26 protein-coding genes and 1 pseudogene are annotated in these 26,034 nt (G+C 27.3%); 2 read left to right on the top strand and 25 right to left on the bottom strand.

Annotated features, from left to right (window positions below):
• Positions 1–20: 20 nt before the first annotated feature.
• From CLPUN_RS18830 to hisZ, 22 genes and pseudogenes are all read right to left on the bottom strand, one after another.
• Positions 21–620: a histidine phosphatase family protein gene (locus tag CLPUN_RS18830; RefSeq protein WP_077848781.1), complete on the bottom strand. Its 600-nt coding sequence runs from the start codon at positions 618–620 to the stop codon at positions 21–23.
• A 204-nt stretch (positions 621–824) separates the two neighbouring features.
• Complete coding sequence (locus tag CLPUN_RS18825; RefSeq protein WP_077848780.1) at positions 825–1,199, bottom strand: bifunctional adenosylcobinamide kinase/adenosylcobinamide-phosphate guanylyltransferase; 375 nt, start codon at positions 1,197–1,199, stop codon at positions 825–827.
• A gap of 17 nt (positions 1,200–1,216) precedes the next feature.
• Positions 1,217–1,975, bottom strand: coding sequence for an adenosylcobinamide-GDP ribazoletransferase (locus CLPUN_RS18820; RefSeq protein WP_077848779.1), 759 nt, complete (start codon positions 1,973–1,975; stop codon positions 1,217–1,219).
• Positions 1,972–2,511 (bottom strand): bifunctional adenosylcobinamide kinase/adenosylcobinamide-phosphate guanylyltransferase, encoded by a 540-nt coding sequence (locus CLPUN_RS18815; protein ID WP_077848778.1) that lies wholly within the window; start codon positions 2,509–2,511, stop codon positions 1,972–1,974. The genes CLPUN_RS18820 and CLPUN_RS18815 overlap by 4 nt, the downstream gene beginning before the upstream one ends.
• Positions 2,512–2,576: 65 nt before the next feature.
• On the bottom strand, positions 2,577–3,107 hold the full coding sequence (locus tag CLPUN_RS18810; RefSeq protein WP_077848777.1) for a cob(I)yrinic acid a,c-diamide adenosyltransferase: 531 nt from the start codon (positions 3,105–3,107) through the stop codon (positions 2,577–2,579).
• 189 nt (positions 3,108–3,296) lie between these two features.
• Positions 3,297–4,154 (bottom strand): YitT family protein, encoded by an 858-nt coding sequence (locus tag CLPUN_RS18805; RefSeq protein ID WP_077848776.1) that lies wholly within the window; start codon positions 4,152–4,154, stop codon positions 3,297–3,299.
• Between the two features lie 216 nt (positions 4,155–4,370).
• Entirely contained in the window at positions 4,371–5,465 is a 1,095-nt protein-coding gene (gene cobT / locus CLPUN_RS18800) for a nicotinate-nucleotide--dimethylbenzimidazole phosphoribosyltransferase (protein ID WP_077848775.1), read from the bottom strand.
• A 161-nt stretch (positions 5,466–5,626) separates the two neighbouring features.
• The gene (locus CLPUN_RS18795) at positions 5,627–6,592 is read right to left on the bottom strand and encodes a glucosaminidase domain-containing protein (protein WP_077848774.1); all 966 of its coding nucleotides are present in this window, start codon (positions 6,590–6,592) and stop codon (positions 5,627–5,629) included.
• Between the two features lie 650 nt (positions 6,593–7,242).
• The gene (locus CLPUN_RS18790) at positions 7,243–7,422 is read right to left on the bottom strand and encodes a transcriptional regulator (protein WP_077848773.1); all 180 of its coding nucleotides are present in this window, start codon (positions 7,420–7,422) and stop codon (positions 7,243–7,245) included.
• Positions 7,423–7,683: 261 nt separating this feature from the next.
• Entirely contained in the window at positions 7,684–8,463 is a 780-nt protein-coding gene (locus tag CLPUN_RS18785; RefSeq protein WP_077848772.1) for a cobalt-precorrin-6A reductase, read from the bottom strand.
• A gap of 43 nt (positions 8,464–8,506) precedes the next feature.
• Entirely contained in the window at positions 8,507–9,229 is a 723-nt protein-coding gene (gene cobJ, locus CLPUN_RS18780) for a precorrin-3B C(17)-methyltransferase (protein ID WP_077848771.1), read from the bottom strand.
• 320 nt (positions 9,230–9,549) lie between these two features.
• Positions 9,550–10,424: pseudogene (locus tag CLPUN_RS18775) on the bottom strand (phosphate ABC transporter substrate-binding protein).
• Positions 10,425–10,950: 526 nt separating this feature from the next.
• Positions 10,951–11,277 carry a phosphoribosyl-ATP diphosphatase gene (gene hisE / locus CLPUN_RS18770; RefSeq protein ID WP_077848770.1) on the bottom strand — a complete coding sequence of 109 codons (327 nt, stop codon included), beginning with the start codon at positions 11,275–11,277 and terminating at the stop codon, positions 10,951–10,953.
• Between the two features lie 314 nt (positions 11,278–11,591).
• Positions 11,592–11,921 (bottom strand): phosphoribosyl-AMP cyclohydrolase, encoded by a 330-nt coding sequence (gene hisI / locus CLPUN_RS18765; protein WP_077848769.1) that lies wholly within the window; start codon positions 11,919–11,921, stop codon positions 11,592–11,594.
• A gap of 320 nt (positions 11,922–12,241) precedes the next feature.
• Entirely contained in the window at positions 12,242–13,003 is a 762-nt protein-coding gene (hisF, locus tag CLPUN_RS18760; RefSeq protein WP_077848768.1) for an imidazole glycerol phosphate synthase subunit HisF, read from the bottom strand.
• Positions 13,004–13,108: 105 nt separating this feature from the next.
• Positions 13,109–13,825, bottom strand: a complete 717-nt coding sequence (gene hisA, locus CLPUN_RS18755) for a 1-(5-phosphoribosyl)-5-[(5-phosphoribosylamino)methylideneamino]imidazole-4-carboxamide isomerase (protein ID WP_077848767.1) — start codon at positions 13,823–13,825, stop codon at positions 13,109–13,111.
• The gene (gene hisH, locus CLPUN_RS18750) at positions 13,822–14,442 is read right to left on the bottom strand and encodes an imidazole glycerol phosphate synthase subunit HisH (protein ID WP_077848766.1); all 621 of its coding nucleotides are present in this window, start codon (positions 14,440–14,442) and stop codon (positions 13,822–13,824) included. The genes hisA and hisH overlap by 4 nt, the downstream gene beginning before the upstream one ends.
• Positions 14,443–14,641: 199 nt before the next feature.
• Positions 14,642–15,229, bottom strand: coding sequence for an imidazoleglycerol-phosphate dehydratase HisB (gene hisB, locus CLPUN_RS18745; RefSeq protein WP_077848765.1), 588 nt, complete (start codon positions 15,227–15,229; stop codon positions 14,642–14,644).
• A gap of 71 nt (positions 15,230–15,300) precedes the next feature.
• On the bottom strand, positions 15,301–16,338 hold the full coding sequence (locus tag CLPUN_RS18740; protein ID WP_077848764.1) for a pyridoxal phosphate-dependent aminotransferase: 1,038 nt from the start codon (positions 16,336–16,338) through the stop codon (positions 15,301–15,303).
• On the bottom strand, positions 16,325–17,626 hold the full coding sequence (hisD, locus tag CLPUN_RS18735) for a histidinol dehydrogenase (RefSeq protein WP_077848763.1): 1,302 nt from the start codon (positions 17,624–17,626) through the stop codon (positions 16,325–16,327). The genes CLPUN_RS18740 and hisD overlap by 14 nt, the downstream gene beginning before the upstream one ends.
• Positions 17,627–17,755: 129 nt before the next feature.
• A complete protein-coding gene (gene hisG, locus CLPUN_RS18730; protein WP_077848762.1) occupies positions 17,756–18,385 on the bottom strand; it encodes an ATP phosphoribosyltransferase in 630 nt (209 codons plus the stop codon).
• Between the two features lies 1 nt (position 18,386).
• Positions 18,387–19,532, bottom strand: coding sequence for an ATP phosphoribosyltransferase regulatory subunit (gene hisZ, locus CLPUN_RS18725; RefSeq protein WP_077848761.1), 1,146 nt, complete (start codon positions 19,530–19,532; stop codon positions 18,387–18,389).
• 376 nt (positions 19,533–19,908) lie between these two features.
• Here hisZ and CLPUN_RS18720 point away from each other — a divergent pair, with 376 nt between their 5' ends.
• Positions 19,909–20,634 (top strand): YoaK family protein, encoded by a 726-nt coding sequence (locus CLPUN_RS18720; protein WP_077848760.1) that lies wholly within the window; start codon positions 19,909–19,911, stop codon positions 20,632–20,634.
• Between the two features lie 118 nt (positions 20,635–20,752).
• Here the strand turns inward: CLPUN_RS18720 and CLPUN_RS18715 are convergent, their stop codons facing one another.
• The 3 genes from CLPUN_RS18715 to CLPUN_RS18705 all read right to left on the bottom strand — a co-directional run bounded on the left by CLPUN_RS18715 (position 20,753) and on the right by CLPUN_RS18705 (position 23,830).
• A complete protein-coding gene (locus tag CLPUN_RS18715; protein ID WP_077848759.1) occupies positions 20,753–20,977 on the bottom strand; it encodes a hypothetical protein in 225 nt (74 codons plus the stop codon).
• Positions 20,978–21,527: 550 nt separating this feature from the next.
• A complete protein-coding gene (gene thiI / locus CLPUN_RS18710; protein ID WP_077848758.1) occupies positions 21,528–22,685 on the bottom strand; it encodes a tRNA uracil 4-sulfurtransferase ThiI in 1,158 nt (385 codons plus the stop codon).
• On the bottom strand, positions 22,685–23,830 hold the full coding sequence (locus CLPUN_RS18705; RefSeq protein ID WP_077848757.1) for a cysteine desulfurase family protein: 1,146 nt from the start codon (positions 23,828–23,830) through the stop codon (positions 22,685–22,687). Before CLPUN_RS18705 ends, thiI begins: the two co-directional genes overlap by 1 nt.
• A gap of 736 nt (positions 23,831–24,566) precedes the next feature.
• Between CLPUN_RS18705 and CLPUN_RS18700 the strand changes: the two genes are divergently transcribed.
• Positions 24,567–25,790, top strand: a complete 1,224-nt coding sequence (locus tag CLPUN_RS18700) for a DEAD/DEAH box helicase (RefSeq protein ID WP_077848756.1) — start codon at positions 24,567–24,569, stop codon at positions 25,788–25,790.
• Positions 25,791–26,034 lie beyond the last annotated feature (244 nt).

Raw genomic sequence — 26,034 nt, 5'->3', positions numbered from 1 at the left:
ATTAGAATCTGTCGTATTCTTTAAATTACTTTATCTATTTTAAATTTTCCATTTTCTTTTATTTTTATAGTTAATTCATATCCTTCACCATTTTTAGGCTGCCACTCATAAAATTTCTTTTTATTATCATATAACATTTCTAATATCATACCTATAGTTCCACCATGAGTTACTCCTAAAGCCGTTTTTATATTTTCTTTTGTTAAATATTCTATAAGTTCTTTAAAACCTTCTATAATTCTTTTCCTAAACTCTGCTTTACATTCTCCATTTGGACATTTTACCCTTTCTTCTTTATCATCAATCCATTCTATATATTCTTTTAGCAATTTTAACTCTTCATATGATTTTAATTCAAAATCGCCAAAATCATATTCAAAAAACTTTTCTAATCCAATATATTTATTTTCTGGGCAAATAATTTCCAAAGTTTGATTTGCTCTTTTAGCTCCACTTGTAAAATAAAAATCACACTTTGGATATTTAATCCTTTTAAGACTTTCCTTTAATTCTTTTATGCCATTTTCAGTTAGATCAACATCACTTTTTCCACAATATAATTTTTTTTCATTACAATAAGTCTTACCATGTCTTATTAAATATAATTTAATTTCATTCATAAATTATTACTAGTGACAAATTTATAAAATAAATATATCACTAAATGCACCTCTCTTTCTAAAATAATCTTTACTTGTGTACATTTAGTTTTTGAAATTTTGATTAAAGTATTTACAACACATTTTATTATTCAATTGAGAATTGATATCTTTTCGGATTCTCTGCGACAATAAATATTTAAATTTCAAGACAATTAAATATTACTACTTTAGTTGTTCCTGCATTCCAAAAAATATTCTATATACTGACGAAGAATTTTTTGACAAAAGTTGCAATGCACGACCGGTTTCTTCTCTCCAAGCTCTATCTAACTTATCCATTGGGACAATTCCTGAATTTATTTCATCACAAACTATTATTTTATCTTTTAAAATATCTATATTATTTTCTAAATTCTCTAATGAATTAATATTGTTTAAAACACAAGCTTTTGTAAAAATATGTAGTCCACATAATACTTTCTTCTTAAAATTCAAATCTTCATTTGTACAGAAAAATATTTCTTCATTAGTTATATTATATTTTTCTTTTACAAATTCTAATTTTCCATTATAAGCTCCCCCAAATATTAAGATCATTAATTTTCACCTCAAAACTATAATATTATACCCAAAACTAGTATCCCTATTACTTCACCTACAACTAAAGCAAAACCAGCTACATCTCCTGATATTCCACCAAATTCTTTTTTACATTTTTCTACTGCCCATGTAATTCCTAAAACTACTGATAAAACTAATACAAACCCGTGATAATTCAATAAAATGAAGGAAATTATGGACATTCCTATTAATGAAATTATCATAATCATTATATCGTTAATATTGGTTCCCTTTTTAAAATAAGTTCCTAGTATACTTTGTTTTATTGTTGTTCTGCTTAGAAGAAAGTATGCTACACTACTTCTGCTTAATATCGGAATTAAAATTAATATGTAAAATGGAATATTTTTTTCTATAATAGAATATATACTGCTAAATTGTAAAAAGAATAAAATTAATAAAGATATTACAGCAAAAGCACCTATTGTTGAATCTTTTAATATCCTAAGTTTTTCTTCTCTATCTCTTCTTGATAAAATTGCATCACAAACATCCATAAAACCATCTAAATGTAACATTCCTGTAACTATAAATGGCACAACCATAATTATTGTACTTTTTAAAACCATTGAAACATTTAGGATATTAATTAAATAATACATTATCCCCCATATAATCCCAACTATAGCACCAATAATAGGATAAAATTTCATCATATTTTTGGCAACCTCATCATCCCATTCAATATACGGTGTTGGAATTATAGTAAACATGCTTAATGCCATTATAAAACTTTTTAATAATTTCTTCATATAAAAGTTTCCTCTCTGCATTTATGATATTTCATGTTACCAAAACTACATTCAATTACGTTATCACAAATCTCTGCTAATTCCCTATTTATAATAGCTAATTGTTTTTGAAAATTCTTAGTTATTCCGTCATAATATATAGCATCATTAAATATATAATCACTTACAATTAGAATGTTTTTAGCCTTTAACATAATTTGTTTTAATCCATTTAATATATTTACTGACGGATTTTTTATAATCTCATTGCTTATAAACATTTCATTTGTCAAAAGTGATGTAATACTATCTATTAATATTGTATCATTTCCACTAATACTTCTGATTATCTCATGAAGATTTCTTTCCACCTCTAAAGTTACAAAATTAAATCTTTTTCTGTTTTCTATGTGTTTCTTTATTCGTTCTTTATCCTCTGTATCAAAAGGCTTCATAGTGGCAATATATATAACTTTATTTTTATTTAAAGTCAATGCAATTTTTTCACCTACTTCAGATTTGCCACTTTTAGAGCCTCCTATTATTAAATAATTCATATTTTGCTCCAATTCTAATGCTCAACTAATTCAATAAATTTTTATCATAAGCCTATGAAAATTCATCACTTTTCTATTCCTATTCTTGAATTTATGCCCTTTTCATAAGGATGCTTTACAGCTTTAATTTCAGAAACATAATCTGCAAGTTCAATTAATTTATCATCAGGATTTCTTCCAGTTAAAACAACTTCTAATCCAACAGGTTTATTTTTAAGGAATTCCACAACTTCATCTAGAGATACTAATTGTAAATTGGTTGATGCTATTATTTCATCTAATATAAGTAAATCAACATCATCACTTATAGCTTTTTTAGTAATTTTTCTAAATCTCTCTTCATGTTCTCTTCTAGTTTCTTCTTGTTCTTCAGTACTCATAAACTTGAAAAACTTCTTCACTGGGATTCCTTTAAAGATTTCGAATTTTTCTCCAAGTTTTTCAATAGAATTTAATTCTCCAGTTTCATTATCCTTTAAAAATTGAGTTAATAGAACTCTCTTTTCTCGCCCTACAGCCCTCATTCCAAGCCCCATAGCTGCTGTAGTCTTTCCCTTTCCATCTCCACAATAAATATGTATTAATCCAAGTTCCACAAAAGTACTCCTCTCTATTTTTATAATATTTTTTACATTCTGCCAAAATAATTTCATTTTCATAAACCATATTGTTAAATTATAAATAAAAATTCACTTTAAATAATCAATATAACAAAAATACCGTAGCTTCATTTTTCAATACGGTATTATCTTAGTTAATTTTTATTTTATATATTAATTGTGAAATTAATGTATAGCTTTCTTTTTATACCTTTTCCCCGTACCTTCAACACTTGTAATAGTAATTAATGCTTCCGTATCAAATCCATTTACAATATCTTTTAATTTTGTTATTTCAAGTCTTGATAAGACTACATATATTACATTTGTCTTATTACCACTATAAGCACCTTTTCCATCTAATAATGTAATTCCTCTACCAAGTCTTGCCATTATTGCCTCTGAAATATCATCATTCTTATCAGATACAATAATTACTGCCTTTAACTCATTAAGTCCTTCAACTGTAATATCTATTGTCTTAAATGCAATAAAATATGCTATTAGAGAATACATTGCTCTATCCCATCCAAATATAAAACCTGAACTACCCAATATGAAAAGATTAAAAAACATCACTATTTCTCCAACAGAAAATGGAGTTCTTTTTTCCAATATTATAGCAATAATTTCAGTTCCATCTAATGAACCACCATTTCGTATAATCACCCCAACTCCAGCTCCCAATATAATTCCACCAAATATAGTCGCTAAAAGTATATCCTGCGTTATACCAGGAACAGGATGAAGTACACTTACGCCGATTGCAAAACATATTACAGAAAAAATCGTTGAAAAAGCAAATGTTTTCCCAATTTGCCTATAACCTACAATGACGAAAGGAAGATTGAATAGAAATACAAATATCCCCAATTGAATCTTTGTTAAGTGACTTGCAATAATTGATATACCTGTCATTCCACCGTCAATTACATTATTAGGCAATAAAAATATTTCAAGTCCTATTGCTGCTAAAATGGAACCAAACATCATAAAAAAAATCCTACTAATGGTAGTTAAAATATGGTTATTTTTATGTTTCATGCGATACACTCCTTAAAATTTATTAATATGTTTTATGAATTAGCGCTTTCTAACTAATAAAGCATAATTTAATCCTAATTAATGAATGTAAGTTTTGACTATTAGTGGTATTTTTCTATTCCTATGACCTAATACATATAAACATACCTACTTACTATTATAGCATATCTTGTTAATCTCATGCTATTCTTATTGAATAACTAGACTTACTAATCCCTATAATTTGTCCATTTCTTTAAGTTCATCTAAATAACTGTCATTAATTTCTGCTTCCTCAAAAGTTGCCATGTTATTAATTACTGCACAAGCTGAGTCTATTATAGAAAACGCTAATGGACATCCACTACCTTCTCCCAGTGCCATATCTAAATTTAAAATTGGACTTAATCTAAGTTCTTCCATTGCAACTTTAAAGCCTAACTCCCTAGAATCATGAGATGTAAACATATAATCTCTAGTTTTTGAATTTAATCTAAAAGCAATAAGTGCTGAAACTGCTGATATAAATCCATCAATCACAACTGGAATCTTATAATAAGCTGCACCTAGAAATACACCTGCCATAGCTGCTATATCAAAGCCTCCTACTTTAGAAATTACATCTATAGGGTCATTTTTATCTGGTTGATTTATTTTTATGGCGTTTCTTACAACTTCTTTTTTCCATTTAAAAGTTTCATGGGTGATCCCACCTCCTCGACCTACTACATCTTCTACATTAACATCTGTTAAAGCTGATAAAATCGCACTGCTTGTTGAAGTATTTCCTATGCCCATTTCTCCAACGCCAAGAATTTCATAACCCATATTTTTTGCATTTTTTACAGCTTCAATGCCAACTAACATTGCTTGCACCGCTTCTTCATAACTCATAGCAGGTCCTTTAGCAATATTATACGTAGCTTTTCTTATCTTTCTATTAATTATATCTGGATGGCTAAAATCACAGTTGATTCCAACATCAATAACCATAAGTTCTGTATTATTTGCTTTTGCAAGAACTGCAACACCTGTTAATCCTTTTGTAAAATTAATAGCTTGAGCTAAAGTTACAGATTGTGGTGCTGATGCAACACCTTCCTCTACAACTCCATTATCAGAACACATGATTATCACCATTTTTTTTGTGATATTATTCTTTATCTTTCCTGTAATCCCTGAAAGTTTTATTGACATTTCTTCTAATTTACCTAAACTTTTCAAAGGTTTGGCAAGTGAAGTAATTCTTCTATCTGCTGCTATTATTGTTTGCTTATCTACATCTTTTATTCCATTTATAATTTCATTTAGTTGCTTTAAATTATCCTTCATTATTTTGTATCCCCCAATTTAATTCAGTTAACTATTTAATTTTAAATATATAGCTTTCTAAGTTTATTTTTGTAGATTTTTATTTATTTAATATTACTCTGTTTTGTTGTTATTTATTATAAACTATTTTTTAACTATAGAATTAAAAATATGTATAAAATTTATTTACTTTGTTTAAAATAATTCATCTCACATTCAAAATCTAAAATTTGGAGGTTTTGCTCTTGAATAATTTCAGTCAATAACTTTGCATAAATTTCTTCACCCTTATCATTTTCTACAGTACTATATCCTGATTTTTCTATAGCCTTCGCTTGTTCTATGTATTGTGTAGCTTTAAAAACACCACTTTCTTTATATCTTTTATTATTTTTAAGAAATTCTCCATAGTCTTTTATCGACTCTTCATTACTGCTATATACACGAAAATTATCTACAATTTTTTTGTTATAATATTCCGATGTGTTCATTTTAATTTTTTTACCCTTCCAGCTACTATCTGCTTTTATTCCAAACAAGTTGTTTGCTTTTGTACTTAGCTCTGATTTTCCCCATCCACTTTCTAATATAGCTTGTGAAATAGTTACAGAAGGAAGCACCCCATACTTATCATATATTTGAGAAGCCTGAGGATATAATCCCTTAATAAATTCCTGCTTTAAATTATCATTTAAATTATTCTTTTGAATTCCTGTATATTTTAAGTTTTCTATGTAATGATATACTTTTTCCCTTTGATCTTTATCAAAAGAGAATTTATTTAGTACCTCTTCTAAATCTACAATCTTATAATCATTGTTCTTTATTTTAGTACTTGTACTATTTTTCTCTAAAAACATATTAGCTAATGCATTTACACTTTCATCTGTAGTTTTAGAAAAATCATTTCTATATCTAACACCATCAATAGCCGCCATGTACTGCCAATTAATTTGAAGCTTTCCATTACTAGCCTTATCTGCTGCTTGTATGTATACTTTTGTATCTAGTTGTGATAAATTAATATTCTTGTCTTTAGTTGTATATACATTAAAGACTTCAAACGCAATAAATACGATAAAACTTAAGGTCATAATACTTATAATAGCCCTAATAAATTTTCTGAAGCTTTTTTTCTTTTTTTTCATGTTTATATAGTACCTCTTTAGATATCCTTCAATTTATTTTAATTTAGATTTTTCGTAGTTATAAGGTATGCTTTTACCGATAATAACATCATCTATTTTATCAACAATCACCCACATTACTTTGATAATCAAATTCTAATGGAATATTTCTATATATATTTAAACAAATATTATTTATACCACTTTTTCCTTATCATCAAAATAAACCAAATTTTCCACATCATCCCTACTACTTTCTATCTATTTTTTTAATATTAGATTTCATAAACCATATTCAAATAGATTTATGCAGCCCAAAAGACTTATTTATTTAAGTGGAGAATTTGTAATTCTTTAAATTTGAGAATCTTTAATATCATGTCTTGAATGTACCATCAGCATCAAAAATTAACTAATAATTCTTAAAACTTAATCTCTCTATTTTCATTTATTCCTTCCATATATAAATGGTAATATTAATTTTACTATTTTTATGTATTTTATAACTTTCAAATCGAAAATAAGGAATACCTTTTTAGGTACTCCTTTCCTTTTTATGTTTTCATTAAAATTATATTAAACTTTTTGTAAAGTTCATTCTGTAAATATATTATAATTAAATATATACTCTAACCTAAATATATGCAAAATTGTTATATTGTACTGCAATCTTATTTTGCCGGTTCCCATTTACAACGAACTGGTGATATAATAGCATTTTCTTTTTTTAATTCTTTAAATGCATTGTCTATTTCTTTACGGTCTAATCCTGATAATTTTTCTACTTCACCTGCACTTACTGGTTTTGCTGCTTCTTTCATAACTTCTAATACCTTTTCTTTAACGCTCATTAAATTCAGCTCCTTTTAATAATAAATTTATTGATTAAATTATAATACATTAATATATTTTAATCAATAATTATTATTTGTTGAAATGCATTATTTAATTCATTGCTTCTTTTTATATTGGTAATTATATATGATACAACATTATGTTCAGCTATATATATTAGCACTATAAAAATTGTACCTAATTCTTCATCACTGATTTTTCCTACAAATATTTAACTGTTTTCATATTTTAATAGTTTTTTTAATATACCATATAACTTATTCATATTTATTAAAATAATTTTTACTTAATAAATATTTAACTAGTTCCACTTCATTATTAAATATTAAATCTCCTATAAATTGAGGTTTATCAATTACAATTAATTTAATATTAGCTTCTTTAGAAGCTTTATATTTTTCTAATACTCCACCTTCAATTCCACTATCCTTAGTCAAAATTGCTTTAACATTATATTGATGTATAAATGCTTTTTCAAGTTCATAGGTTATTGGTCCTTGCATAGCAATAATATCTTTTATTCTTATTCCAGCATCTACAGTTTTAGTTAATACTTTAGGGGATGGTAAAATTCTATGTATAATTCTATATTTAAAATTTAAATCTAAAAATTTAGAAACATTATTTCCCCCTGTAGTATTTAAAACATTTCCTTCTATTTCTTTTATAACATTAATAGCTTCATCATAATTTTTTACTCGTATTATATTCTCTCCATGAACATTTTCTAATGAACCTTCTCTTTCATATCTTACATATTGAATTTCAAGATTATTTGCACATTCCAAAGCAGTTTTTGTGACTTCTTGGGCATAAGGATGAGAGGCATCGACTAAAACATCAATTCTATTAACTTTTATCCAATTTAACATATTTTCTTTATTTAAAGGTTTTGTATTTAAAACTTTAATATTAAACTCCTTAAGCAAATCTCCACCATAGGTTGTAGCTGTTGTAACTGCAATATCATTTGTATATTCATTTATTAACGCTAATATTTTTCTTCCCTCTGAAGTTCCCAAAATAAATCCAATCATATTTTCTCCAATCATTAGTTGTCTATTAATCTTTTTCTTTCAATTAACTTTTATTTTCATAACCTCTAGGAGTTATAAATTGTTCTTCTTTATAATAACTTTTTGAATTTCCTACTATTACAATTGACATCATATCTACTACTTCAGGATCAAAATTTTGAATAGTAAATAATTTATAGTTTTGCCCTTCCCTAAGTGCATGTCTTACCACTGCCACTGGTGTAGAATCTTCTCTGAATTCCTTTATTATATTTATACATTCTCTTAAATAATATGGTCTCCCCTTACTTTTAGGATTATATAATGATATTACAAAATCACCTTCTGCTGCCAGCTTTACTCTCTTCTTTATATCTTCATAAGGTGTCATAAGATCACTCAAACTAATATTGCAGTTATCATGCATAAGTGGCGCACCAACTACAGAACCTGCTGCACTGCTTGCAGTTATACCTGGAATTATTTCAACCTCTTCATTAGTTCTTAGTTCAAGAATTAATCCTGCCATTCCATAAATTCCAGCATCTCCTGTACTAATTAATGCTACATTTTTATCTTTACATAAACTTAAAGCTTCTTTACATCTAGCTTCTTCACCTTTCATTCCAGTCGAGTATAATTCTTTATCTAAAGTTAACACCTTTATCATGTCTATGTACTTATTATATCCTACAATAATATCACTATCTTCAATTGCTTTTAAAGCCCTTAAACTCATATTTTCAATACTTCCAGGTCCTATTCCTATTACTCTTAATTTTCCCATTGAAAATCCACCATTCCTTTTATTTTTTGATATTTCTCTATATTTTGCTTATATAGTTTTATATTATACCATTTTACCATGGAATTTAGATATATATTATTAAAACAGTTAATATAAAATTTTGATTATTTCTATACAACAATCAAATATTTAATTAATAAAAAACTAAAAAGACAGTAACTACTTTTGTGAACTGCTCCCTGTTATAGAGACAGGGAGCAGTTCATCTGTTAAATTTACTGCCTCATTTTACATACCTTTGCTAATATTTTTAAAGGGATTTAATTATATTTTTTAACTCAAAATTCTAAGATACCATATTACTTCACTTTCATTTCGGCTCCTGGAATAAATCCTAAACTTTCTATGTTGGAACTATTATCTGAACTTGTTACAAATTCAATAAATTCGTTTGCTAATCCTGTTGCTTCTCCTTTAGTATACATATGTCCCCACGACCAAAGCTTATATGACCCATCTATAATATTTTCTTTTTTAGAAGCAACTCCATCAATTTTTAATACATCCAATAGTTTTTTTTGCTTCTTCTGTATTCATGTATACAAGAGATAGATAACTTATTGCCCCATCATTTGTCTTAATTACACTTAATACGGCACCATTTGAATCTTGAGTTATTCCTATAGAATCATTTTCAAGAGATTTATTTCCATCAAGTATTGTTTTTTCAAAGGTTGCTCTTGTCCCTGAACCAGCTGTTCTATGAATAAGCAATATGTCTTTATCTGAACCTCCAACATCTTTCCAATTAGTAATCTTTCCAGAAAATATATCTCTAATTTGATTTGAAGTTAAATTATCTATTCCAAGAGATTTATTTACTACAATACCGAAACCTTGTGCTATAACCTTATGGTCAACTAGATTCTTTACAAGTTCTTTGTCTAATTTCTCTTCTGCTTGTACATCTGAATTCCCAATATCTACTGCTCCATTTAATACTTGAGCAAGACCTGTTCCAGATCCTCCTGCTTGAGCACTAATTTCTGCATAAGGTTTTTTTTTCATTAAACTTTTCAATTGTTTTTTCCATAAGGGGTAATAATGCTGACGAACCACCGATAGTTATGGATTCATAATTTTCTTTTCTCTCATTTCCACATCCTATTATAAAACTTGCCATAATCAATATAACTAATGAACTTAAAATTAATTTTATTGTTTTATTTTTCATCACGATTTACCTCCTTCTCTAAGTTATATCCTATGTTAATTTATACTTTTTAATACATTCATCTAATATTTATTTAAAAATACAAAAAAGCTATCACTCTTATTATGAGCGACAGCTACAAAACCATTTATCTTTGTCTTTGTAAACTTCTAATCCCTTCTTTAAGGCTACTTTTTATACTTATATAATATGGCATTGAATTTTATATCCTTATTAAGAAGTTTTACAATATTGTTATTTCTTAAAATATCACTCCTTCAATATTATATTATTCATAAAAGATTATTTATTATAACTTCTATATAATTATATTCCTTGAATAATTACTAAAATTTTAAGTGTAGTAATATAAAATAATTTGAATTACTATGTGTAGAGTGAAATTCAATATATGTTCTATTTAATTATATTTTATCATTAATTTTCATAAGTTCAAATCGATACAAAATCTGGATATTTATAAAAAGCAACTTTATAACACTACACTTAAACATTACAATACTTATTTTTTTAATTCTCTTCTCCTTTAAACGTTTGAGACAGGTTTTCTTTCACCTTTAAAATTATTAATTTTATTTTTTCTATTTTCAAGTTCTGCTGAAATTTCTTCAACTGAAATTCCTAATTGAGCCATTAAAACAAGTACATGATATGTTAAATCACAAATTTCATTAATTTGTTCTTCTTTATTATTTTCCTTACAGCTTATTATAACTTCAGTACATTCTTCTCCAACTTTTTTTAGTATTTTATCTGTTCCTTTTTCAAAAAGATACTTAGTATAAGAACCCTCTTCACCTTCAGTTTTTCTTTTTAAAATCACATCATATAAAGCACTTATAGTTTCTCCCATTTCTATCCCTCCAAATTTATTCAGTTAAGAGTTAACTGTTATATTTTTAAATCCATAAATTCATCTATATATGTTCTAAAAAATTTTGTTCATTAGTATTTAATTTCTATATTAGAGTGATTGGATAAGACAACCAACTAAATTATGAACTTTCTTAATTAGAACTTATATATTTATATTTTTTATTAGTTATCCTTGATTTAAGTACAAAGTGGCTGTGCCACATATTTCAATTGAATATGCACAATTAACAATTAAGATTAAAAGCTACTGGCTTTTCTTCCTCAACTATTAATTGTACACTGTTAACTGATTTATAAGTCTCTATAAAAACAAGTTTTATTACCTGTATGACATGCTGCTCCTGCTTGTTTTACAAGTAATAAAATTGTATCATTATCACAATCTATTTTGATATCTTTCACATATTGAAAATGTCCAGAAGTTGCTCCTTTATTCCAAAGTTCTTTTCTGCTTCTACTATAAAACCAAGTAGTATCTCCTTCTAGTGTATTTTTCAAGCTTTCCTTTGACATATATGCAAGCATTAATACCTCTTTAGTTTCGTAATCTTGAACTATAGCTGGAACTAATCCATTACTTTTTTCAAAATCAACTTGTTCTACTCTTTCGAAAATTTCCATATATATCCCCTTCCAAGTAATTAATTAAAAATTAAACATTTTGCTTAATTAATATAATAAGCTTTTGCTTCTATTTTCTCATGATTTACTTTACACTATCTAAGACCTAATTTTACACATACTGTAATCAACTTTACATTTTTAGTAATTAATTTCCAAAAAATCCCAAAGATAAAGTTAGAGTCAAAATTTTATATTTTGGTTCTAGCGCTTTCTCCTTGGAACTTTCAACATTCATTGTTAACTGCAATATACGTAACTATGTTATTTATAATTTCAATTATGAATTTTTCTCATAATTTTAAACATATTCCTTATAGTTAAATACGTACTGGAATATTTCTATGATTTAAATATTTTTTCACTTCAGCAACAGTTAACTCTCCATAGTGGAAAAGTGAAGCTGCAAGAGCTGCCTCTGCTATATTATTTTTAAATACATCATAAAAATCTTCTAAACATCCACATCCTCCTGATGCAATTACAGGTACATTAGTTGCATCACTAACAGCTTTAGTTAATTCTAAATCAAAGCCTTTTTTAGTTCCATCTGCATCCATAGATGTTAAAAGAATTTCCCCAGCACCAAGTGATGTTGCTTCTTCAACCCACTTTAATAAATCCATTCCAGTATCAATTCTCCCACCATTAATCACTACATTCCAACCTGTATTATCAGCTCTTCTCTTTGCATCTGCTGCCAATACTATACATTGATTTCCAAAGTAAAAAGCCCCTTCTTTTATAAGATTTTTATCTCTAACAGCAGCTGAATTTAAACTCACTTTATCTGCACCTGCTCTAAGTACGGATTTTATATCTTCTAAAGTTTGTAAGCCTCCACCTACAGTAAAAGGAATAAATATCTTTTCAGCTACACTTTGAACAACTGCTTCCATTATCCCTCTTTTTTCATGAGTTGCAGTTATATCTAAGAAAACTAATTCATCAGCACCTTGCTTATTATAATATTCTGCAAGTAAAACGGGATCCCCAACATCAACAAGACCTTCAAAATTAATCCCCTTAACAACTCTTCCTTCCTTGACATCAAGACAAGGAATAATTCTTTTTGTATGCATAATCCACCCCGTTTATTCAGTTAATAGTTAATGCCCTTTAGGGTCTCCTGTGGACAAATAACAGTTAACTGTTACTTATTACATGTTTTTCAGTATCTGCTTATGTTATTTTTTTGAAATTTTTATTGCTTCTTTTAATGCCAAAGTCTTAGCATATATAGCTTTACCAGTTATTGCTCCATATACATTTATTTCCATTAAATCTTTTATATTTTCTATATCGCGTATTCCGCCTGAAGCTGTAATATCAATATTAACATTTTTCTTTAGAACTTTTAGCATTTCTAAATTAGGACCTTCTAGTGTTCCATCTTTACTTATGTCGGTAACTATTATATTTTTAACTCCTACGCTTTCCATTTTCTTAGCAAAATCTATGTAATCTAAATTACCACCTGCAAGCCAGCCTCTTCCATAAACCTTACCATCTTTGCAGTCTATTCCAACTGCAATTTTTTCACCATATGTATCTATTGTTTTTTTCAATAATTCTTCATCTTCTATAGCTATAGTTCCAAGAATAATTCTTGCTACTCCATTATCTAATAAATACTTAATAGTTTCAAAAGAACGTATTCCTCCACCTAATTCCACAGGAATTTTAAGCATCTTAGTAATTTTTATTACTAGTTCATGATTTTGATTCCTTCCACTCTTAGCTCCATCCAAATCTACTAAGTGTAAATATTCAGCTCCCATATCTTCAAAAGATTTTGCCGTTTCAAATATATCATCTGCAACAATTTCTTTTTTATCATAATCTCCTTGATATAATCTTACTGGCTTTCCATCAATTATATCAATTGCTGGTAAAATTATCATTTAATCAACTCCCTAAAATTTTTCAAAATACCTAACCCTACATCTCCACTTTTTTCTGGATGAAATTGGGCTCCCATAACATTATTACATCTAACTACTCCTGGAATCTTATTTTCTCCATATTCGCTATAAGCTACTAAATCTTCATTATTGTAGTCTTGTACAAAATATGAATGTACATAATAGACAAATTTACCTTCTTCTATAGAATTAAATAAATCATCTGTTTTATTGTATATTAAATTATTCCATCCAATATGGGGAATCTTAATATTATTTTCTTTATCATCCTTCATTTTAATAATATTACCTTTTAATAAACCAAGGCCAGACCTTTCAAGACCTTCAAAACCTTTTTCAAATAATAATTGCATGCCAAGGCATATACCTAAAAGCGGCTTATTATTGGCTACTTCTTTTCTTATTATTTTATCTAAAGCTAATCTTTCTATAGTGTCCATAGCATCAGGAAATGCGCCAACACCTGGCAAGATTAATCCATCAGCTTTTCTTATTTCTTCTTCATCAGATGATATTTTATTTTCTACCCCAAGAAAATCAAGTGCATTTTTAACACTTTTTAAATTTCCCATTCCATAATCTATTATAACTATCATTTAAACACCCCGTTAAATCCGTTAGCATTTCTTTTATTTTTTCTTATTACCTTTAATTATTACTTCAATTGAGATTTATCTCATAACTATTCACTATTAGCCTTTATCAGTTAATGATGACATGCTAAAGCAGTTCTTAAATTTTCTATTCATCAAATCCTAACAGTATTTCTTCCTCAACTCTTCATTTTTAACTGACTTAAAGGCTTCCTTTAGTTGATGGGATTCCATTTTCATCACTTCTAAATTTAGCTTCTTTTATAGCTTTTCCTAACGCTTTAAATAATGCTTCTATTTTATGATGATCATTTTCTCCATATAAAATTTTCAAGTGAAGTGTTATCCCTGCATTAAAAGTAAAGGCCCTAAAAAATTCAACCACCATTTCAGTAGCCATTTCTCCAACTTTTTCTCTTCTAAAATTACAATCAAATACTAAAAAGGGTCTATTGCTTATATCTAGTGATACTAAAGCCAAAGTTTCATCCATTGGAATATAAAACGTTCCATATCTATTTATTCCAACTTTATCTCCTAAAGCTTCTTTAAATGATTCTCCTAAAGTTATTCCAATATCCTCTATTGTATGATGATCACATACCTCTAAATCACCTTTTGCTATTAAATTTAAATCAATTTTGCTATTAAATGCAAATAATTTCAGCATATGATCAAAGAATCCAATACCTGTATTTATTTCACTTTTTCCACTTCCATCTAAATTTATATCTAATTTGATACTAGTTTCTTTTGTTATTCTTTCTTTTTTTGAGAATCTATCTAACATATTAGCCCCCTAAATTCATTTATGCCACATTATTCAAAATGTGAATTTTTCTTTTAATCCTAATATACCTATTAGTATACAAAAATCTTTCTTATTCCATCTACTACTTTTCTATTTTGCATAGGTGAACCAACAGTTATTCTAAAGGTATCATCTCCAAAATTTCTAATTACAATACCAATATTCTCAAGCCCTTTTATAAGAGCTTCTTTATGTGATGTTCTTCCATATATGTAATTACCTTTAGATGGATAAAACTGTATCTTCATAGCTGCATTCTTTTCAATTTCCTTAAGATTTTTATATAATTCTTCTCTTTGCTCAATTATTAACTTTGTATTTTTCAAAACATTTTCTGGATATTTTAATACAATAGATGCTAAATTTTGTGAAAAAGAATTTATTGTATAAGGTATTTTATAATTTAATAATTCACGCACATTATCTTCATGAGATATTAAAAATCCAACTCTTAATGATGCAAGCCCCCAAGCCTTTGAAAGAGTTCTTGTTACAATTAAATTTTTATATTCATTTATATATGGAATCATTGATTTTTCATAAAATTCATAATAAGCTTCATCTACAATAACAGTTTTTTCTTTAAAAGCTTCTAATATTGCAATTATATTTTTAGGCTCAATTCCAATACCAGTAGGATTGTTAGGATTTGAAAAAACAATCAAATCTACATCTTCCTTTTTTCCAAGCTCTATAAATTCTTCTAAATTAAAATTCATAGATTTACCTATATAATAAGTTTTAAGCTCTCCACCAAATCGTGATATATAAAAATCATACATTACAAAATCCGGATCTAAACTTAAGGCTTTCTTGCCATGCTTAATTGCTTTACTTATTGCAAGTTCTATAACTTCGTCTGACCCATTTCCTACAATAATGTTTTTGACTTCTGTTCCTGCATATTTTGCATATAATTCTTTAATATCCTTCATTTCATTAGTAGGATATCTATGCAATGGTATACTTGTTAAACAAGATTTCATATTCATCCATATTTTTTCATCCATTTCTAGATAAATTTCATTACTGTCTAGATTTATTGTATATTCATCATAGGAATTAATGTAATCATTATAGATTCCCATTTTTATTCAATCTCACTTTCACAGAATTAGCATGAGCTGTCAATCCTTCTTTATTAGCCAATGTTATAATTTTTTCTCCATTTTCCAAAATGGCTTCTTTTGAATAATAAATGAATGATGATTTTTTTATAAAACTATCAACTGACAATGGTGAGAAAAATCTTGCTGTACCACTTGTAGGTAATACATGGTTTGTGCCTCCAAAATAATCACCTATTGGCTCTGGGCAATATCTGCCTAAGAATACAGAACCTGCATTTTTAACCATACCTAAATATTTCATTGGTTCATCAACCATAATTTCTAAATGTTCAGGTGCAATTGCATTTGAAATATTAATACATTCTTCAATAGTTCCACAAATCATTGCACTACCAAAATCTTTAAGAGAAGCTCTTATTATTTCTTCTCTTTCAAGAGCTTTAACTTGTCTTTCTAATTCAACTTCAACTTTTTCATATAACTCTTTAGACGTTGTGATTAATATAGATGATGCTAATTTATCATGTTCTGCCTGTGACATTAAGTCTGCTGCAACAAAACTCGGATCCGATTTTTCATCTGCAATGACCAAAATTTCACTAGGCCCTGCAATCATATCTATATCAACTTCTCCAAATACTAATTTTTTAGCTGTCGCAACAAATATATTTCCCGGCCCCACAATTTTATCGACTTTTTCAATAGTTCCTGTCCCGTAAGCTAAAGCCCCAACTGCTTGTGCTCCTCCGACTTTATATATCTTATCTATTCCAGCAATTCTTGCAGCTACACCTATATATGGATTGATTCCTCCATCTTTATCTGGTGGAGTTACCATTATAATTTCATCTACACCAGCAACTTTTGCAGGTATCACATTCATTAATACTGATGATGGATAGGCTGCCGTTCCACCTGGTACATAAACGCCAACTCTTTCAAGTGGAAGAACCCTTTGTCCTAAATAAACTCCTTTATCCTTTGTCATTAAAAATCCATTTGCTTTTTGCTTTTTGTGATATTCTTCTATATTCAACTTAGCTTCTTTTAACGCCTCAATAAAATCTTTTTCTACACTATTAAAACATTCATCTAATTCACTAGGTGAAACTTCTAACGTTTTAAGTTCAATTTTATCAAATGATTTAGTAAGTTCAAATAACGCTTTATCTCCCTCTTTTTTTACTTTTGATAAAATATTGCTCACACTTAAAATTATCTCTTGTTCTGTTTCGATTGCTCTTGCCTTAAGGTCTTTAATCAAGCTGTTTTTATTGCTTCCTGTAATTTCCATGAATTTTAACATATGATAAATAGCCCCCTTAATTTTATAAAAGTCAATAACTACAAAAATTAATTTTTCAATATATTCGGATATTCTTTAATAATTATTTAAAATATATTACTTATAATTATCAACATTTCACGAAATTTGTCAATTATTAATCACTTCTTTAATCCTATCTATGAACCCCCAAATTTCATTTTGCTTCATTTTAAAGCTCGCTTTATTTACAATCAACCTTGCACTTATTTCACAAATTCTATCTAATACAACTAATCCATTTTCTTTTAATGTTGTTCCTGTTTCCATAATATCTACAACTCCATCGCACAACCCAAGTATTGGTGCAAGTTCCACCGATCCTTCTATTTTTATAACTTCCACATCTATTCCCTTATTTTTAAAATATTCTTTTGCTACCTTTGGATATTTAGTTCCTATTTTCACGTGACCAACTTTCTTAAAAATATCATTTTTAGGTAAAGATGCAACTATAAATCCACACTTTCCAAATCCTAAATCTAATACTTCATAGCAGTTATTATCACTTTCTAAAATAGTATCTTTACCAACAACGCCAAGATCAGCCACTCCATGTTCTACATATGTTATTGAATCAGGAGCTTTTACCAAAAAATACTTTATATCTTCTTTTTTATCTTTAAATACAAGTTTTCTTCCTTTATCTTTTAATTCTGAGGGATCAAACTTAGCTTTATCTAAAATTTTAATAGTTTCTTTTTCTAATCTTCCTTTTGTTAATGCTATACTTATACTCATTTTAAAATTCTCCTCCATTAACAATTTTTATTTTCTTAATATGCTCTTTAGGTAGTAAATCCACTATATATCCTTGATTTCTAAGTTCTTCACTCTTTTTAATAGCTTCAATTCTATTTTCTAAATTATAATATATCTTATATACATTTTGATTTTCATTTCTATTACCATTTTGCTTAAAATTTTCAATTACAGAATTAACATCTATTGAAAATCCTATAGCTGGAATATAATCATTAGAAGATTTAATTAACTTATCATATCTTCCACCTCTTAAAAGTGTGTTTCCTACCCCTTCACCATATCCTCTAAAGATAATTCCTGTATAGTAATTAAGTCTTGGAACCATTCCCAAATCAAATGTTACATTTTCACCATAACCTAAAGATTCTAGCTGTGAATATAATTCTTCTAAGTATTCTAGGTTTTCTTTTATATTATCATTAAAAGCTAATTTCTTAGCTTCTTCCAATATCTTTTTATCTCCAAACATCCAAGGTAGCTTATTAAAAAATTTTCTATATTCTTCCTTAATATCCAAATTGCATAGATAATCTTCTAAACTCTTTAAATTTTTATCTTCTATAAATTGAGCAATAACTTCTTTATATTCTTGATCTATTTCTAAAGTTTTAAATGCCCCATTAAAAAATCCTATATTGCCTATTTCCAGCTTAAAATCCCTAAGTCCCAATTTCTTTAAAGCTTCTAATGCTAATACTAAAACCTCTAAATCAGATTTTTTATCTTCAAGCCCTATAAATTCAATCCCACAATCTGTATATTCATTTCTCTTTCCACCAAGACTTTCATGAACTCTAAAGACATTAGAAGTATACCTAAGTTTTATAGGAAATTCTGTTTCTTTAAGCTTGGTTTCCACTACTCTAGCTATAGGAATTGTCATGTCTGGCCTTAATACTAATATACGTCCCCTATTATCAAAAAACTTATACATATCTTCTTCTCTTAAAGTTTGTGAATCATGATTAAAGGTTTCATAAAATTCTAATGTTGGAGTTATAACTTCCTTATAACCCCATTTTTCAAAAATACTATCTACATCCCTTTCTAAAGCCCTCTTTATAATACATTCATCTAATATTAAATCTCTTGTTCCTTCTGGAAGCATATTCTTTTTATTCATTTTCCACCCGCCTATCATTTATCAATCTACCACTATACCAATGCATCAATTTAGCATGCTAAATTGATATTAACCTAATAATAGCTTATTTTTTCTACTATGTCAATAATTCAAAACGTTAGTTATAGTTTTTTACCATATTATATTTAAAACATTTTTATGTTTTAAACTTTAAAATTACTATACGTTAAGACTTTTAACTATAAGTCATTTTCTATATTCTCTCCTCATTAGTTGATTTTTATTGATAATTTAACTATCATATAAAAGGATGCTAATAATATTTGTTAACTTAATATATAAATAAAAATTTTTTTATAATTAAGCATTAAATTGATATATTTCTTATTATAAATAAAAAGGAGATGCTTTAATATTGATTACTAAAGATACAATTATAACTAATCGAAATAAAGTCCATATTAATACTTCAGACTCTTTAAGACTTGGAGTTCTTCTTGCAATAGTAGGTGGATTTTTAGATGGATATACATTTATTTGCAGAGGTGGCGTTTTTGCAAATGCTCAAACTGGAAATATAGTTCTAGTTGGTATCAATGCCGCTAAAGGCGAATTTGTCCAAGCTTCCATGGCACTCTTACCAATTTTAGCTTTTATAATAGGTATAATAGTAACTGAAAAAATAAAAGATTTTGAATTTCCTTCATATACTTCTGCTGCATATTCAGAACAAATTATTTTAATAATTGAAATAGTAGTTCTTTTTATTGTAGGCTTTATTCCATCTACAATGCCTCATGCATTTGCAACCTTACCAATTTCATTTGTTTCTTCAGTTCAAATTGCTTCTTTTGGTAAATTAGTAGACTCACCTTATAGCACAACTATGTGCACTGGAAATTTAAGAACAGCTTCTCAATCAGCTTATAAAGCCTTTGTGAAAAAAGATAGCAGCTCAACCTTGAAAACAACTCGCTATATAATAATAATATTTTCCTTTATAATAGGTGCTTGTTTTGCTGGAATTTTAACTATGCTCGTTTGGGTTAAATCAATATGGTTTGCTGCAATAATCTTAATTTTCTCTTTGATATTATTTAGAATAGATGAATATAGATTTAAATCTTTTGAAAGAAAATAGTTTACCATATTCATTAAAAAGTAATAGCCTATATTTAAATAATTATTTATATTATTTAAATATAGGCTATTACTATAAATTTTCATGATAAACTTATTAAGCTATTATTCTAGCAACCTTATTGTGCTGTAACACTAAAAAATAATGCCTTTCCGACTTCTGTATCTTTTATTGCTTTCTTTGCAATTGCAGCTGCATCTTGACCAGCACTAAGGCTACAGTCAAAAGAAATTTGAAGGCCTTGTTTTTTTACAAATTTAAAGACTTTTTCATTTTCAACCTCAATATTTTCTACTATTGATATTATATCGTCCTGTCTTAATGCACAATTTACTATTATCATTGTCCATCTCCCTTTTCTATTAATTTTTTATAAAAATTACGATATTTAATTAATTTTGCTTCGATTATTTTCTTATCACATAATCTCTTTTAAAATTAAACATATCCTTTATATATATATATCATATTTTTATATGCATTTCAATTTTTTCTCGCAATAAATTAATTTCTATATCACTTCTTTAAGAAAATATACACTAACTTTTTGTCTATGAATATTCTTTAATATCGACAACGTTATAAAACAATATTTTACCAAGTTTATTTTTATATTGTCTTATTTGCAAGAGAACATGCTTTTTCTACATCACTATAATCACATTATCTTCTATTATCTACTCTTGTTTAAAGCACAATTTACTATTATCATTATTTGTATTCCTCTTTAATTATTTTTCCAAAATAAAATTGGGATGTATTATATACATAATTCATCCCAATTTTCTATATTCATATTATAATTTTATTTTCTTAAAACTCAATTCACAACTGTAAATTTTTTATCCAACAATGATAATTTAATTTGTATAAGTTCTTCAAACATGTAAAAACTAAAATGTTACAATTTCAATATTTTCAATTGACTTTTCCACTAATTCATCTACATTTAATTTTTCCTCTTCCTTTTTTATCTTATCTAACTTCGGATTGGTTTTTGGATGTTTGGGAACAAATATTGTGCAACAATCTTCATAAGGAAGAATTGATGTTTCATATGTACCTATTTTTCTTGCTATTTCCATTATATCTATTTTATCCGTAGCTATTAAAGGCCTAAATACAGGTCTATCAGAACAAGCATCACTTACTATAAGTCCATCCATAGTTTGACTTGCAACTTGACCTATACTCTCTCCTGTACTTACTGAATCAATTCCAAATTTATCAGCAAGTTTGCAGGCTATTCTCATCATAAATCTTCTCATTATTATAGTAAGTTCATCTTCTCTGCATTTATCTATAATATCCATTTGTATTTCTGTAAATGGAACAATATATAAATTTATCTTTTCTGTATATTCTGCTAATATTTTAGCTAAATCTTTAACCTTCTCTTTAGCTCTTTCTGAGGTATAAGGATGGCTATGGTAATAAACACAATTTACTTCAACACCTCTTTTAGCCATCAGATATCCTGCCACTGGAGAATCTATTCCTCCTGAAAGCATAAGCATTGTACTACCATTCATTCCATATGGAAGTCCTGCTGCTGCCTTTGTTATATCCTTGTTAGACCAAATGTAAGAATAATTATTTCTTATTTCAATATTTATTAAAAGTTCTGGGTTGTTAACATCAACATTTATTTCACCATCATAATTATCAAGAACATATCCTCCAACTTTTCTTGAAACTTCCATAGAATTTAATTCAAATTTCTTATTAGCTCTATTAGTAACTATTTTAAAAGTCTTTTCTTTCGCTTCTTTTACTTTTTCTAAAACAGCTTCTTCTATAGAATTTAAATCTATTTCTAATTCTTTAACTAGACAAACTTCTGAAATTCCAAACACTTTGCTAATTCTTTTAATACTTTCTTCCACTTCATCTGTTTTAATAAAATATCTTCCACTATCATGTATAAATTCTACTTTTATGCCCTCAAGCTTTTTTCCTATATTATCTCTTAATTTTTTTTCAAATTTCCCTCTATTTAACCCCTTTAAAAATATTTCTGGGGCATACTTTACTAAAATAAGTTCTTTCATTATTTTCTCCTCCTTAAAAATGTAAGTCCTTTATTTAAATTATCTATTACATAATCTACTTCTTCCTCTTTATTGTCATCAGAAAAAGAAAATCTAATTCCTCCTGCCATTTCATCTTGACTTAACCCTAATGCTTTTAATACATAACTTCCACCAAGTTTTTCTCTCTCTTTAGATGAACAAGCTGATCCAGTTGATACGTATATTCCTGATTCCTCCAAAAAGTGAAGTAATACCTCTCCCCTTATTCCTCTAAATGAAACATTTAGAATATAGGGGGAATAGTCTTCATTTAATAAACTATTTATTCTTATATTTTCTATATCCTCTAATTTTCCAGTAATTTTTTTCTTTATTTGAAAAACCTTTTTATAATTTTCATTAATTCTATCATTTGCAATTTTAGAAGCTAAGCTCATTCCCATTATTCCCGCTATGTTTTGCGTACCAGCTCTTATTCCAAATTCTTGAGCTCCTCCTTCTATTAGTGGAGTTAAGTTATTAGGCTTCCTAACATATATAAATCCAACACCTTTTGGTCCATGGAATTTATGACCACTTACTGTTAGAAAATCTATATTCATTTTTTTTACATCTATAGGTATCTTTCCATAGCTTTGAACTGCATCCACATGAAATTTAGCTCTACTACTGCTTTCTTTTATTATTTCACCTATAGTTTTCAAATCTTGAATTACTCCAATTTCATTATTTACATGTATTATTGAAATAAGCGTAGTTTCTTTAGTTATAGAATTTCTTAAATGTTCTAAATCAATTTTTCCCTCTTCATTTATCTTTAAAAATGTTACTTTCACTTTGTTATCTTCTAATTTTTTTATAGTATTTAAAATAGAAGCATGTTCAAATGGGGTAGTAATAAGATGAGTTCCACTTTTTAAAATTCCTTTAAGTATGGAATTATTTCCTTCACTTCCGCCAGAATTAAAATATATCTCATTTTCATTGGCATTTATAGTCTTAGATAATATTTCTCTGCACTCTTTAAGTTTCTTTTCACTTTTAAATCCTAAATTATGCAAAGAAGAAGGATTTCCATAAAATTCTTTCATTCCAAGAGCGACTTCATCTATTACTTCATTAGAAGGTTTTGTTGTTGAACTATTATCAAAATAAACTTCCATTAATTTCTCTTCCTTTCAAGTTTAATTGCATCACACTAAGTTAAACTCTTTAGTTAAAATTTTATATTCATATAAATTTATATTAGCCTTATTTTAAGAAAAACAGATCACCCTTAGGTGAATTTTCTTCATTTAACATATGTTTTTCTCTTTTTATCCGATAGATTTACTGTGTAATATCCATATTTTATTATAACAAAAAAATAATATCTGCATAGTCTTTTTTCAAACAAAAAAGAGCAGTAAATAAAACGTTCTTATTTACTGCTTAGGAGAGAGAGAAAAAATTGTTAAGGGGTAATTGTTAGTATTTATTAGGATTAATTAAATTATACCATTTATACGACAAAATACAACATATATTTTATATAAAAATTATTATAAAATCTATTTTTGTATTTTATTTTAATTTTTAAAATAATATATCAATATATTATTTTATTTTTTTAAAAAAAATTACTATTTTTTTCTTTATAAATACTATTTATGAGCTTTCAATAAAAAGTTAAATATATTTAAATTATTTTTTCTCAATTAAACTAGGGTTGTATGATATGATAAAAAACTATAATTTAAGCTAGAAAAATGAGCATATTAAGGATATAATTAATTGACAATGTATAGAATAATATTCTTTTAAAGCTTTAACATAGTTTAGTTTGCTATACTCCATAAGCTTTTACGTATTATATATACATAATTATATTTAAATAATCGAACTACAAAGGAGAATTTAATGAATAATTCATTTACTGATTTAAACATAAATACAAATATAATAGAAGGTCTTCAAAAGCAAGGTATCACTGCTCCAACTCAAATTCAAGCTTCATCTATTTTACCAGCACTTGAAAATAAGGATATAATTGGAGAAGCTTTTACTGGCAGTGGTAAAACCCTAGCTTATCTTATACCAATGTTTCATAAAATAAATACTTCAAGAAGAGAAATGCAAGGAATAATTCTAGCACCAACTCACGAGCTTGCTATACAAATAGAAGAACAAATTAAACTTCTTGGAGTTAATTCTAATATTCCAGTAACCTCTTTATCAATTATTGGCGATGTAAATATAAATAATCAAATAAAAAAACTTAAAGACACTAAGCCACATATAATTGTTGGATCAACTGGAAGAATTCTTGATCTTATTAGAAAGAAAAAAATAACTGCCCATACTATAAAAACAATTGTCATAGACGAAGGCGATAACTTATTAGATCCTAAAAGAGCAGATATAGCCAAGGAAATAATAAAAACAACTATGAAAGATAGACAACTCATGGTTTTTTCAGCATCTATAAAATCTGAAACACTGGAAATTGCTACAAATTTAATGAAGGATCCTGTAATTATAAAATCTGAAGACAAACCAGTTATGAATCCAAACATTGAGCATATGCTTGTTGTTTGCGATAGACGTGATAAATTTGAAACTCTAAGAAAGATCATCGTTGCTGTAAAACCTGAAAAAGCAATTATCTTTGTTAATGATAATGAAGACATTGAATTAACAACTGTAAAGCTTAATTATCATAGCAAAGACTGCTATGCTATGACTGGAAAAATTTCTAAAGAAGATAGAAAACTTGCAATTGAAAGTTTTAGAAATGGAAAAATTAAAATATTAGTTTCATCAGATGTTACTGCAAGAGGCCTTGATGTCGAGAGTGTAACTCATGTGTTTCATTTAGATTTACCATTAAAATTAAACGAGTATTTACATAGATCTGGTAGAACTGCTAGAGGAAATGCAAATGGCACTTCTATATGTATAGCTACTGTTAAGCAGCTTAATATAATAAAGAAATATGAAAAAGAATTTAAAATAAAATTTAAAGAAAAGAAAGTTTTTGGTGGTGCTTTGGAAGATTCTCATTTTTCTTCTGAATCAATTCAAGATAAGCCTAAAGGCAAATCTTATAACATTAAAACAAATAGTTCAAAATTCCATAAATAAAAAAATCTGCTTCGCAGACTATGTTGTTCTGTGTTAACATTTCATTCATATTTAAATTACCTTTACTAACCTTGTATTTACAATGCTTTCAAAAGTTATCCACATATTTGACTTGATTATAATTTCCTCGTATTTGAAAATACTAAATCCATAGACGAATATTTAAGTCTATATGGTGAAAGTCTAACTAGTGAAAATTTAATATTTGAATAGAGATATTGATGTTAATTTCCTGGGAGTATAT

The sequence above is a fragment of the Clostridium puniceum genome, from assembly GCF_002006345.1.
GTDB lineage: Bacteria > Bacillota > Clostridia > Clostridiales > Clostridiaceae > Clostridium > Clostridium puniceum.
Note: the sequence above shows the minus strand (reverse complement) of the source record. Positions and strands in the feature narration are given on the sequence as shown.

Excerpts from the sequence above, each read along its gene's own strand:
- CLPUN_RS18830 (WP_077848781.1), bottom strand. The coding sequence starts at position 620 with ATGAATGAAATTAAATTATATTTAATAAGACATGGTAAGACTTATTGT.
- hisA (WP_077848767.1), bottom strand. The coding sequence starts at position 13,825 with ATGATAATTTTACCAGCAATTGATATAATTGATGGAAAGCCAGTAAGA.
- CLPUN_RS18795 (WP_077848774.1), bottom strand. The coding sequence starts at position 6,592 with ATGAAAAAAAAGAAAAAAAGCTTCAGAAAATTTATTAGGGCTATTATA.
- hisE (WP_077848770.1), bottom strand. The coding sequence starts at position 11,277 with ATGGGAGAAACTATAAGTGCTTTATATGATGTGATTTTAAAAAGAAAA.
- CLPUN_RS18790 (WP_077848773.1), bottom strand. The coding sequence starts at position 7,422 with ATGAGCGTTAAAGAAAAGGTATTAGAAGTTATGAAAGAAGCAGCAAAA.
- thiI (WP_077848758.1), bottom strand. The coding sequence starts at position 22,685 with ATGAAAGAACTTATTTTAGTAAAGTATGCCCCAGAAATATTTTTAAAG.
- CLPUN_RS18785 (WP_077848772.1), bottom strand. The coding sequence starts at position 8,463 with ATGATTGGATTTATTTTGGGAACTTCAGAGGGAAGAAAAATATTAGCG.
- CLPUN_RS18700 (WP_077848756.1), top strand. The coding sequence starts at position 24,567 with ATGAATAATTCATTTACTGATTTAAACATAAATACAAATATAATAGAA.
- CLPUN_RS18815 (WP_077848778.1), bottom strand. The coding sequence starts at position 2,511 with ATGAATTATTTAATAATAGGAGGCTCTAAAAGTGGCAAATCTGAAGTA.
- cobJ (WP_077848771.1), bottom strand. The coding sequence starts at position 9,229 with ATGGGAAAATTAAGAGTAATAGGAATAGGACCTGGAAGTATTGAAAAT.
- hisI (WP_077848769.1), bottom strand. The coding sequence starts at position 11,921 with ATGGAAATTTTCGAAAGAGTAGAACAAGTTGATTTTGAAAAAAGTAAT.
- CLPUN_RS18825 (WP_077848780.1), bottom strand. The coding sequence starts at position 1,199 with ATGATCTTAATATTTGGGGGAGCTTATAATGGAAAATTAGAATTTGTA.
- CLPUN_RS18705 (WP_077848757.1), bottom strand. The coding sequence starts at position 23,830 with ATGGAAGTTTATTTTGATAATAGTTCAACAACAAAACCTTCTAATGAA.
- hisB (WP_077848765.1), bottom strand. The coding sequence starts at position 15,229 with ATGTTAGATAGATTCTCAAAAAAAGAAAGAATAACAAAAGAAACTAGT.
- hisZ (WP_077848761.1), bottom strand. The coding sequence starts at position 19,532 with ATGAATAAAAAGAATATGCTTCCAGAAGGAACAAGAGATTTAATATTA.
- CLPUN_RS18740 (WP_077848764.1), bottom strand. The coding sequence starts at position 16,338 with ATGGGAATCTATAATGATTACATTAATTCCTATGATGAATATACAATA.
- hisD (WP_077848763.1), bottom strand. The coding sequence starts at position 17,626 with ATGTTAAAATTCATGGAAATTACAGGAAGCAATAAAAACAGCTTGATT.
- CLPUN_RS18715 (WP_077848759.1), bottom strand. The coding sequence starts at position 20,977 with ATGATAATAGTAAATTGTGCATTAAGACAGGACGATATAATATCAATA.
- hisG (WP_077848762.1), bottom strand. The coding sequence starts at position 18,385 with ATGAGTATAAGTATAGCATTAACAAAAGGAAGATTAGAAAAAGAAACT.
- hisF (WP_077848768.1), bottom strand. The coding sequence starts at position 13,003 with ATGCATACAAAAAGAATTATTCCTTGTCTTGATGTCAAGGAAGGAAGA.
- CLPUN_RS18820 (WP_077848779.1), bottom strand. The coding sequence starts at position 1,975 with ATGAAGAAATTATTAAAAAGTTTTATAATGGCATTAAGCATGTTTACT.
- hisH (WP_077848766.1), bottom strand. The coding sequence starts at position 14,442 with ATGATAGTTATAATAGATTATGGAATGGGAAATTTAAAAAGTGTTAAA.
- cobT (WP_077848775.1), bottom strand. The coding sequence starts at position 5,465 with ATGAAGGATAATTTAAAGCAACTAAATGAAATTATAAATGGAATAAAA.
- CLPUN_RS18805 (WP_077848776.1), bottom strand. The coding sequence starts at position 4,154 with ATGAAACATAAAAATAACCATATTTTAACTACCATTAGTAGGATTTTT.